Annotated in this window: 5 protein-coding genes; 2 read left to right on the top strand and 3 right to left on the bottom strand. The window is 57.5% G+C overall.

Annotated features, from left to right (window positions below):
• Positions 1-61 precede the first annotated feature (61 nt).
• A complete protein-coding gene (locus ACT3T6_RS01690; protein ID WP_193054425.1) occupies positions 62-658 on the top strand; it encodes a TetR/AcrR family transcriptional regulator in 597 nt (198 codons plus the stop codon).
• A 259-nt stretch (positions 659-917) separates the two neighbouring features.
• Positions 918-3,104: an OsmC domain/YcaO domain-containing protein gene (locus ACT3T6_RS01685; protein ID WP_193054426.1), complete on the top strand. Its 2,187-nt coding sequence runs from the start codon at positions 918-920 to the stop codon at positions 3,102-3,104.
• A gap of 294 nt (positions 3,105-3,398) precedes the next feature.
• Here the strand turns inward: ACT3T6_RS01685 and glgB are convergent, their stop codons facing one another.
• The 3 genes from glgB to ACT3T6_RS01670 form a co-directional block, all read right to left on the bottom strand.
• Positions 3,399-5,651, bottom strand: a complete 2,253-nt coding sequence (gene glgB / locus ACT3T6_RS01680; protein ID WP_226913575.1) for a 1,4-alpha-glucan branching protein GlgB — start codon at positions 5,649-5,651, stop codon at positions 3,399-3,401.
• Entirely contained in the window at positions 5,644-8,997 is a 3,354-nt protein-coding gene (treS, locus tag ACT3T6_RS01675) for a maltose alpha-D-glucosyltransferase (RefSeq protein WP_193054427.1), read from the bottom strand. The genes glgB and treS overlap by 8 nt, the downstream gene beginning before the upstream one ends.
• Before the next feature lie 114 nt (positions 8,998-9,111).
• Entirely contained in the window at positions 9,112-11,151 is a 2,040-nt protein-coding gene (locus tag ACT3T6_RS01670) for an alpha-1,4-glucan--maltose-1-phosphate maltosyltransferase (RefSeq protein ID WP_226913577.1), read from the bottom strand.
• Positions 11,152-11,153 lie beyond the last annotated feature (2 nt).

Here is an 11,153-nt window from a genome sequence, read left to right as displayed (position 1 = left end):
GACTTATCACGACACCTATTTCTCATAAATACCGTCCGGCCGATGAGTCTTGTGCAAGCGTATGAAAAACACCGCCACCCGCGATAAGTTAATTGATACTGGTGCTGAGCTGATTACCCAACAAGGGTATAACGCAACGGGCATTAATGCCGTACTTAACGCCTGCGGCGTGCCCAAGGGGTCGTTTTACCATTACTTTTCCAGTAAGGAAGATTTTGGCCTGGCGGTGATTGAGCGGTTTGCCAACGACTATGATGCTAGTCTGGTCGCTCTGCTTGAAGATCCGATGACACCCCCTCTTGACCGCCTGAAGCGCTACTTTGCCACCAGCCGCGCTTACATGAGCGAGCGCGACCATGCGGCCGGCTGCTTGATCGGCAATTTAGGACAAGAGATGGCGGGGCAGAGTGTTCGCTTTCGCGAGGCGCTTAATCACGCGTTCCTGCGTTGGGAAGCACGCTTTGCTCACTGCCTGCAGACAGCCCAGGCCCAAGGGGCTCTCACTCAAGCCCTGGACCCTCATCAGTTGGCAAGCTTCATTCTTTCCGGCTGGGAAGGGGCAATTTTGCGTGCCAAGACGCTGAAGTCAGACGCGCCCATGGAAGTGTTTGAAAAGCTGCTGTTCGAGCAGGTGCTGACGTCGCCAGTGACTGATTAACCCTTCAAACGCCCCTGCTTTGATGCACTAAGCGAGTGGCATGAGTGGAAGGAAAAGCGCTGCCTCGCGGCCACTATGTTGCTAAAGCCTTCCCTGAGGTGCTGCTATGCGAAGCATGGGCGTTTCTGCTCAGTGCTGAATAAGCGCTTAACGAGACTTACCAAGACGAAGCGGGTCAAAAACTGGATAATGGGCGGCAATTCGCCGAGGGCTCTGTTTTCAACCGCCCAGGCACACTCATTGCTCTGGATGCCCGCTCATGGAAATCAAAGTCAACTATCTCGATAACCTCCGCCTGGAGGCCAAGTTCGACGACTTCACCGTTATTTCAGACCAGCCGATTCGCTACAAGGGCGACGGCTCGGCGCCTGGCCCGTTTGACTACTTTCTGGCGTCATCTGCCATGTGCGCCGCCTACTTTGTGAAGGTGTACTGCAAAGCGCGGGATATCCCTACCGAAAACATCCGTCTCTCGCAGAACAATATCGTCGACCCGGAAGACCGCTACAAGCAGATCTTCAAGATTCAGGTCGAGCTTCCCGAAGATATTTCCGAGAAGGATCGCCAAGGCATTCTGCGCTCGATTGATCGCTGCACGGTCAAGAAGGTCGTTCAAACCGGCCCCGAGTTTCAGGTCGAAACCGTCGAGAATATCGATGAGGATTCCCAAGCGCTGCTGATGGGTGCCCCGGAAGGCAGCGAGCGCACCTATATCGAGGGAAAGGATTTACCCCTTGAAGATACCATCGCCAATATAAGCGCGCTGCTGGCTGATCTTGGCATGAAGATCGAGATCGCCTCCTGGCGTAATATCGTGCCTCATGTCTGGTCGCTGCATATTCGCGATGCGGCCTCGCCCATGTGCTTTACCAACGGCAAAGGTGCCACCAAAGAGAGCGCACTGTGCTCGGCGCTTGGCGAGTTTATTGAGCGCTTATCTTGCAACTTTTTCTACAACGACCAGTTCTTCGGTGAAGAGATCGCCAATAGCGACTTCGTACACTACCCCAATGAGAAGTGGTTTAAGCCGGGGCCAAATGACGAGCTGCCCGCTGAGATTCTTGATGATCACTGCCTGGCGATCTACAACCCAGAAGGCGAGCTTTGCGGCTCGAATCTGATTGACACCAACTCCGGCAATGAGGTGCGCGGCATTGTCTCGCTGCCCTTTGTGCGTCAGTCGGATGGCGAAACGGTCTACTTCCCTTCCAACCTGATCGAAAATCTGTTCTTAAGCAACGGCATGAGCGCGGGCAACACGCTGGTGGAAGCTCAGGTGCAGTGCCTGTCGGAAATTTTCGAGCGGGCGGTCAAACGGGAAATTCTGGAGCAGGAAATGACCCTGCCGGATGTACCGCAAGATGTGCTGGCGAAGTACCCAAATATTGTTGAAGGCATTAAGGCGCTTGAGGCTCAGGGCTTCCCTGTGCTGGTAAAGGACGCCTCCATGGGCGGTCAGTTCCCGGTGATGTGCGTGACCTTGATGAACCCGCGCACCGGCGGTGTATTTGCCTCCTTCGGCGCCCACCCAAGCTTTGAAGTGGCGATTGAGCGCAGCCTGACCGAGCTTTTACAGGGTCGCAGCTTTGAAGGCCTGAACGACCTGCCGCTGCCAACGTTCAACTCGCAGACTGTGTCCGAGCCCAACAACTTTGTTGAACACTTTATCGACTCCTTTGGTGTGGTTTCCTGGCGCTTCTTCAGTGCCAAGGCGGATTTCGAGTTCAGCGAGTGGGATTTCTCCGGCACCAACGAAGAAGAGGCCGAAACGCTATTCGGCCTCTTCGAGGAGTTGGGGGCCGAGGTATACATGGCGGTCCATGAGGATCTCGGTGCGCCGGTGTGCCGTATTCTGGTGCCGGGCTACTCTGAGGTGTATCCGATTGAAGACTTGATCTGGGATAACACCAACAAGGCACTTGATTACCGTGAGGATATTCTCAATCTGCACCAACTCGAGGATGACCAGCTCACCGATTTGGTCGAGCGCCTCGAAGAGAGCCAGATGGATGACCACGTCGATATCACCACCCTGATCGGCATTGAGTTTGATGAAAACACGGTATGGGGCCAGCTCACCATTCTGGAGCTTAAGCTTCTGGTCTACTTGGCGCTTGGCCGTCATGAAGAAGCACTTGATTGCGTGCAGATGCTGCTGCAGTACAACGACAACACCGTTGAACGTGGTCTCTTCTACCAAGCGATGAATGCGGCGCTGGAAATTGCCCTGGACGACGAGCTTGAAATGGACAACTACCTGCCCAACTTCCAGCGCATGTTTGGCGAAGAGACCATGGCGGCGGTTGTCGGCTCGGTGGAAGGCAGCGCGCGCTTTTACGGTCTGACGCCCACCAACATGCAGCTTGATGGTTTGGAGCGTCATCAACGTTTGATTGAAAGTTACAAGAAGCTTCACGCCGCGCGGGCGGCAAAAGCAGGCCTGTAACCCGGCCGAGCCTCGCGCAATGGCCTAAACTGCCCTATAGCGCACGCCCTAACCAAGCGGTGTGGATACAAAGCCACGCCGCTTTCCAGTGGATCATGTTGGTGGTCAGGCGTTGGCGTCCTGATGACCAGCGGACCCGTTATCGAACCCGTCGGGTGTCGTTAATGTCTGCCGTGCGCCGGTGGCAACCACTACAACAGGGGCGGTGTTTGGCGCACTCAGAATTAACCGGTTTTACTGCCGTCTTCTGTTTCCCACGCTAATCTGCGATGTACTTACTTTATCCTTCTACGTTTACAAGGGCTGAGCCTTACGCGCTCCAGCCGGGCACAGCAGCAGCACCGCCAGCGGCGGCAGGGTTAGCTCAAGGCTGGCGCTTTGGCCGTGCAGCGGGGCATCTTTTGCGGTGATGCGCCCCAGGTTGCCCATGTTGGAGCCGCCATAGCATTCGGCGTCACTGTTCAGGCACTCTTCCCAACTGCCCGCCATTGGCACGCCGAGGCGATACCCTTGGCGGGGCATCGGCGTCATGTTAGCGACTACCAACAGTGGCTCGCCTGTCGCACTCCAGCGCAGCCAGGCAAACACGCTATTGGTTTCGTCATTGCCCACCACCCAAGTGAACCCTTCGGGCTCGCTATCGCATTCGTGCAGCGCGGGAAGCTCCTTGTAGCAGCGGTTGAGGTCCCCCAGCAGCCGCTGTATACCGGCATGGCGAGGCTCGGCAAGCAGTGACCAATCCAATTCCCGGTCATGGTTCCACTCACGCCACTGGCCAAACTCGCAGCCCATAAACAACAGCTTTTTGCCGGGCTGCGACCACATGATGGAAAGATAGGCGCGCAGATTGGCAAATTGTTGCCACTCGTCGCCGGGCATCTTGCCGATCAATGACCCCTTGCCGTGTATCACTTCGTCGTGGGAAATCGGTAGGACATAACGCTCGGAAAAGGCATAGACCAGCGGGAAGGTCATATCGTGATGCGAGTAAGCGCGATAGACCGGGTCTTTAGAGATGTACTCCAGCGTGTCGTGCATCCAGCCCATGTTCCACTTGTAAGCAAAGCCCAGACCGCCTTTCTCGGTCGGCTGAGTAACGCCAGGCCAAGCGGTGGACTCCTCGGCGATGACGATCGTTCCTAGGGCTTCCTCGGCGATGACCTCATTGAGGTGGCGCAAAAAGTCGATGGTTTCGAGATTTTCATGGCCGCCGTGGCGGTTGGGGATCCACTCGCCTTCGTTGCGCGAGTAGTTGCGATACAGCATCGAGGCCACGGCGTCCACGCGCAGGGCATCGATATGGAAATGCTTCAACCAGTGCAGCGCCGAGGCCAGCATGAAACCGTGTACTTCGCGCCGACCCAGGTTGTAAATGTAGGTGTTCCAGTCCTGGTGGAAGCCTTCAAAGGGATGCTCATACTCGTAAAGGGCGGTGCCGTCAAAGCGGGCAAGGCCATGCGGGTCGGTAGGAAAGTGGGCGGGCACCCAGTCAAGAATTACGCCGAGCCCGGCGCGGTGGCACTCATCGACGAAATAAGCGAAGTCGGCAGGCGTGCCGAAACGAGCGCTGGGGGCAAACTGGCTGAGCGGCTGATAGCCCCAGGAGCCGCCGAAAGGGTGCTCCATGATGGGTAAAAGCTCAACGTGGGTGAATCCCATGTCGAGCACATAAGGGATCAGGTGTGTGGCCATATCGCGCCAGCTGTAGAGCTCGCCGTTGTCGCCGCCATGCTTGCGCCACGAGGCCGCATGCACTTCGTAGATACTGATGGGGCGTGATGCGCCATGCGCCTTTTCGCGCTTGGCAATCCACTCGTCGTCATGCCAGGTAAAAGGTGTGGTATCGGCCACCACCGAGGCGGTGCGGGGCGGTGCTTCGGTCGCCAGGGCGACAGGGTCGGCGCGCAGCCCAAGCGTGCCTTGGGGTTCAAGAATTTCGTATTTATACGATTCTCCTGGCCCAAGCCGTGGCACGAACAGCTCCCATACCCCGGCTGGGTGGCGTAGGCGCATGAGATGGCGACGCCCGTCCCAGCTGTTGAAGTTACCGACCACCGATACTCGCCGCGCATTGGGTGCCCAAACGGCGAAGCGCACGCCCTGCACGCCTTCCACCGTCATGGGCTGCGCGCCCAGGCAGTGCCCCAGGTTGCGGTGATTACCTTCTCCCAATAGATAAAGATCCATTTCCCCCAGCAGCAAGCCAAAGCTGTAAGGGTCCTCGGTTACCTGCTCGCCCTGGGGCCAGCGAATACGCAACCGGTAAGGGGCGCTGTGAGACAACCGGGCGGCGAATAGCCCAGGAATCTGCATACTTGTCAGGCAACTGCGCAAGGTGTCGTTTTCACGGTCGAGAGCATCTATTCCCACGGCGCCGGGCATAAACACCCGCAGAAATGGGCCTTTGGCATCGCTATGCAGGCCGAGCAACGAGAAGGGGTCACGATGAGTACCCTGTACCAGCGCGTTGGCGTCGTCGTCATCCAGCCACAGGGTACGATCTACCGTGAGGCTTGACGTGGGGCTGGTGTGCATCACCTCATTCATGCGATTCTCCCGGGCTTAATTGTTCGACAAGTGCTGCCAGGCCGCGCAGCGGGACACCCAACCAGGCGGGGCGGTTAGCGGCTTCATAGGCAATTTCGTAGGCGGCCTTTTCGAGCACGAACAGGTCGACCGCAGCCGCGGCACCGTTGGCCTGTTTCCATTCGTGAGGAAGATCGAGGGTGGCCTGCCAGTAAGCATTCAGAAATATCTGACGCCCCCTAAGCAGGTACTGCTCTACCACGTCGTGACCCGTGTCTGAGCGGGTATCAGCGCCTTCAGTACCACCAGGCTGGGCTTCTTCAGTGCTGGCATAGGCGTAGTCGAAGGAGCGCAGTATGCCAGCCACATCTCGCAGTGGGCTATCCTTGGCGCGCCGCTCCTCAAGGGGGCGGGTGGGCTCGCCTTCAAAGTCGATGATATAGGCATCGTCATGGGCAACCAGCACTTGGCCAAGATGCAGATCACCATGAATACGCGTGATAAGACTACCCTCGGCAAGGTCTGCCATATATTCAATAGAGGCCAACAGGGAATTGCGCTGCGCCAGAATGTCTGCAGTAATCTGCTGTTCGGCTTTATCGGCGGCGCTAACGTGATGTTCGAGTATGCTCAACGCTTCCTCGACGCGCTGAGCCACCCGCTGTTTCCAGTGCGCCACATGAGAAGCCCCGGCTATCTCGGTCATAAATGCTGGGTCCTCGCTGGGCAGCGCCAGCGTCATGTGTAGCTCGCCCAAGCGGCGCCCCAACGCAGCGGAAAACTTCTCTAATTCCTCAAGCGCACCGTAATGGGCTTCATCGCGGGCGAACTCGCGCCCTTGATGATCATCCGCCAACGCTTCACGAATCGCGTGTTCAAGTGCTGTGCGAGTCCATGACCAGGCATCGCCCTGATTATCGATAAAGCCTTGTAAGATCATCAAGGTTTGCGGCGTGCCTTGCTTATCGAACTGAGTCACTTCGCCCAGCAGCGGCGCGGTGTTGATAAAGCCCCGCTCAGTCAGATAACGGCCGATTTCCGCCTCCGGATGAATGCCTGACTCCAAGCGACGAAACAGCTTGAGAACTAACTGATGGTTGATCACCACCGAGCTATTGGATTGCTCAGCACTCTGCTGCGCGATGTCGGGCTGCTCGGGTAACGTCAGCTCAACAAGCTCAGGCGTGGGCAAAAAGTGGATAACACCTTTGGCGCCAGGCAGCACACTTGCCTGACGCATGGCGTCAAGAATGGCTAGCGTAAACGCCTCCAGGGTAAAGGCATCGGTGAGCAGGCCCACTTCATGGAAGCGGCGTACGCGGGCCATGGCAAGCTGTTGGGCAAGAGGGCTACTTTGCTCATCCTCACCAAGAAATGCCAGAGGCAACTGGTAGCGTTCGCGGCCTTGGGCGTGGGTGATTTCCAGCTCGCTGAACAGCAGGGTATGGCCGCTGTGCTCAAGACTTGCCAGTGCGTGTAAGTGAATATCTTCAATCTGCGCCTGCTTGGCCGCGAACCAGCGCCGTTTGGTCAGGTAGTGGGGCAGCGTCTCGCGTTCGAGTAACTGTCTGGATGAGTCCTCAAAAATTTCCTCAAGGCGATTTTTGATAATCAGGGTAACGTAATCCGGCATTGGTTCTGGCGCTGGCGTATGCCATTCGGGCATAGCGGTTTTGGGGGCCAGCAGGAACCAGAAAAAACCGTAAGGCGGAAGCGTTAGCAGGTAAGGTAGGCTGCCCACCGGCGGGAAGGCGCTGCCGCCGACCATTTCCACGGGCACTTGGCCAGCGAAGGCTGAAAGGTCCAACTCCACCGCTTGGGCGGTGCTGGCCACATTAGCCACGCAGAGCAGTGTTTCCGTCTCGCCATTGTCGAGCGTCATCTCGCGCAGGTAGGCCAGAATATGTCGATTGTTCGGGTAGAGCGGCCGTATGGTGCCACGGCTGAAGGCGCGATGCTGACTGCGCACGGCGAGCAGCCTGCGCATGTTATTAAGCAGCGAATGCGGATCGCGCACCTGTGCCTCTACATTAACGGTCTGGTAACCGTACAGTGGATCCATGATCGGTGGCAGGACCAGGCTTGCCGGGTCAGCGCGCGAGAACCCCCCATTACGGTCGATCGACCACTGCATAGGGGTGCGTACGCCATCGCGGTCGCCAAGGTAAATATTGTCGCCCATGCCGATTTCGTCGCCGTAATACAGTACCGGCGTGCCCGGCATGGAAAGCAGCAGGCTGTTGAGCAGTTCGACACGCCGCCGGTCACGCTCCAAAAGCGGCGCCAGGCGCCGACGAATCCCCAGGTTAATACGTGCCCGACGATCTGCGGCGTAATGGTTCCACAGGTAGTCGCGCTCCTTGTCGGTGACCATTTCAAGCGTCAGCTCGTCGTGGTTACGTAAAAAAATCGCCCACTGGCAGGTGTCGGGAATTTCCGGCGTCTGGCGCAGGATATCGGTGATCGGGAAGCGGTCTTCCTGAGCGAGCGCCATGTACATGCGCGGCATCAGAGGAAAATGGAATGCCATGTGGCACTCGTCGCCATCGCCAAAGTAGGGCCGGGTATCTTCAGGCCACTGGTTGGCTTCGGCAAGCAGCATACGATCAGAGTAGCGCTCGTCGAGCACCGCACGGATCTTCTTGAGCACCACGTGGGTTTCGGGCAGGTTCTCGTTGTTGGTGCCTTCGCGCTCAACGAGGTACGGAATCGCATCCAGGCGCAGACCATCCACGCCCATATCGAGCCAGTACTCCATGACCTTGATGATTTCATCAAGCACCACGGGGTTATCAAAGTTGAGATCCGGCTGGTGGGAGTAAAAACGGTGCCAGAAGTAAGCGCCCGCCACCGGGTCCCAGGTCCAGTTGGAGGATTCGGTATCCAGGAAGATGATGCGTGTGCCGGAGTACGCCTGGTCGGTGTCTGACCAGACATAAAAGTCTCTTTCTGGCGACCCTGCTGGCGCTAGCCTGGCGCGCTGGAACCACTCGTGCTGGTCGGAGGTGTGGTTGATGACCAGTTCGGTAATGACGCGCAACCCGCGCTGGTGCGCCTCTTTAATGAAGCGCTTGGCGTCATTCAGCGTGCCGTAGTCAGGGCTGACGCCGGTATACTCAGCAATATCGTAGCCGTCATCGCGGCGGGGTGACGGATAGAAGGGCAGTATCCAGATCGTGTTGACGCCCAGGCTGACGATATAGTCGAGCTTCTGGATCAGGCCTTCAAAATCGCCGATGCCATCGTCGTTAGCATCAAAGAACGACTTCACATGCACCTGGTAGATCACCGCATCCTTGTACCAGAGTGGATCATCCATAAAATTCAGGGCCTCGACAGCATGTGTTTCTCTGCTGGCATCCATCATGAGTTTGCTCTCCCTGCTGTGATCGGTGTAAACGAATCAACCGGCGCCTTTGAAACAAACGGCCCGCCGTTGAGCACACTAAAAATCATGGTCCTAAAAACCATGCCAGACGCATCAGTGAACCGGCTGGATACGCCAGACCGCGAACGGCAGGGCGGCAGGATCGAGCCGCACCCACTGCCATTGGCCTTGCCACGTCCAACGTTTGCCACTCATCAGATCCTCCACGTGCAGCGCTGCATCCTCGGGTAGGCCGAACAGTGCCAAGGGCAACCCGAACGCGCCTTCCTGTGGCTCGAAAGGGTCAAGATTTACGGCGACAAGAATCACGTTGTCGAGCGCTTCGGTGGCCTTGGTGAAAAGCAGTAAGCGGTCGTTGTGTACCGTATGGAAGGTCACGCCTAAATGGGTATGCAGCGCCGGGTTTTCGCGCCGAAGGCGGTTAAGCTGAGTGATCTCGTAGACGATATTGCCGGGTGCGCGGTAATCACGCGGGCGAATCTCATATTTTTCAGAGTCGAGATACTCCTCCTTGCCCGGAACCGGCGCGCCTTCACAAAGCTCAAACCCCGAGTACATGCCCCATAAGCCTGAGCCCATGGTGGCAAGTGCTGCGCGAATCAGAAAGCCGGCCCGCCCGGAAGACTGTAGAAAATAGGGGTTGATATCCGGCGTGTTAACGAAGAAGTTCGGCCGATAACCATCGCGCAGCGGCGCCTCGTTCAACTGAGTGAAATATTCTGTCAACTCGGCCTTGGTATGGCGCCAGGTAAAGTAGGTGTAGCTCTGGGTAAAGCCCAGCTTGCCCAGGCGCAGCATCATGGGTGGGCGCGTGAAGGCTTCCGCCAGAAAGATCACATCGGGGTCGCGCCTGCGAATATCACCAATCAGCCACTCCCAGAAGGGCAGCGGCTTGGTATGCGGGTTATCAACACGAAAGATTTTTATCCCTTCATCGACCCAGCCCTGCACCACATCGCGAAGCTCGGTCCATAGCTCAGGCACAGCCTCCTGGGCGTAGAAATCGACGTTGACGATGTCCTGGTACTTCTTGGGTGGGTTCTCGGCATAGCGGATCGAACCGTCGGGCCGCCAGGAGAACCAGCCAGGGTGCTCCCTGAGCCACGGGTGATCGGGCGAGCACTGGATGGCGAAATCAAGCGCTATTTCCAGGCCATGCTCGCCTGCCACGCGCACCAGCTCGCGAAAATCCTCGTGGGTACCCAGCGCTGGATGAATCGCCTCATGCCCGCCTTCATCGCTGCCTATCGCATAGGGGCTACCGGGGTCATCTGGCCCGGCTTCCAGGCTGTTGTTGGGCCCTTTGCGATGTGTGCGGCCAATCGGATGAATGGGCGGGAAATAGAGCACGTCAAAGCCCATGTCGCGGATGATAGGTAGCCGCTTATGAACATCCTTGAACGTGCCGTGGTGGTTGGGGTTGTCGGTTTCCGAACGGGGGAACAGCTCGTACCAGCTGGCAAAGCGTGCCTTGAGACGTTCCACATCCAGGGGATAAATGGCATCGCTTTGCGTGAGGTGCGGGTGGGAATCCGCTTCGTGCATCCACTGTGCCGTGTCGCTATCCAGCAGCAGAGCAACACGCTCGCCCTCTTGAGGGGCCAGCTGAAACTGTTCATGAAGAGCAACCAGTGCTTCGTTGAGCGCTTCATTGCTGTTTTCAGAAGCGCGTTCAGCGGCGCGTTCGATCAGTTGCCTGCCTTCTTCAAGCTCGAGGCTGATGGGAACACCTGCCTGGTGCTTCTTGGAAAGCTCATAGCGGTAGGTAGCGTAAACATCCCACCAGGCTTCGATCATAAACGTGTGGCGGCCCACGCGCGTTGGCGTAAAGCTGGCTTCCCAACTATCCAGCCCCAGAGGTTTGGTCGGGCGCATGGGCACACGCTGCTCACGCCCTTCGTCATCTTGCCAGCACACGGTGGCTGCCAGTACATCGTGGCCGTCAGTGAAAATTGTCGCTTTAACGTGCACCGGCTCGTTAACCACGGCCTTGGCCGCAAAGCGCCCGTGATCAAGGGCGGGCATGATGGATTCAATCACAATGCGCGGCGCCTGGGCAGCCGCCAGAACATCGCTGGGTTCCTGCTGTTGCACCGATAGGGGGCGCGAGACTGGAGTGACAGGTGAACGCATTG

It is taken from the genome of Halomonas sp. 72, assembly GCF_052379785.1.
Classification (GTDB): domain Bacteria; phylum Pseudomonadota; class Gammaproteobacteria; order Pseudomonadales; family Halomonadaceae; genus Vreelandella; species Vreelandella citrativorans.
This window is presented reverse-complemented; position numbering and strand designations above follow the sequence as displayed.

Excerpts from the sequence above, each read along its gene's own strand:
- ACT3T6_RS01690 (WP_193054425.1), top strand. The coding sequence starts at position 62 with ATGAAAAACACCGCCACCCGCGATAAGTTAATTGATACTGGTGCTGAG.
- ACT3T6_RS01685 (WP_193054426.1), top strand. The coding sequence starts at position 918 with ATGGAAATCAAAGTCAACTATCTCGATAACCTCCGCCTGGAGGCCAAG.
- glgB (WP_226913575.1), bottom strand. The coding sequence starts at position 5,651 with ATGAATGAGGTGATGCACACCAGCCCCACGTCAAGCCTCACGGTAGAT.
- treS (WP_193054427.1), bottom strand. The coding sequence starts at position 8,997 with ATGATGGATGCCAGCAGAGAAACACATGCTGTCGAGGCCCTGAATTTT.
- ACT3T6_RS01670 (WP_226913577.1), bottom strand. The coding sequence starts at position 11,151 with ATGCGTTCACCTGTCACTCCAGTCTCGCGCCCCCTATCGGTGCAACAG.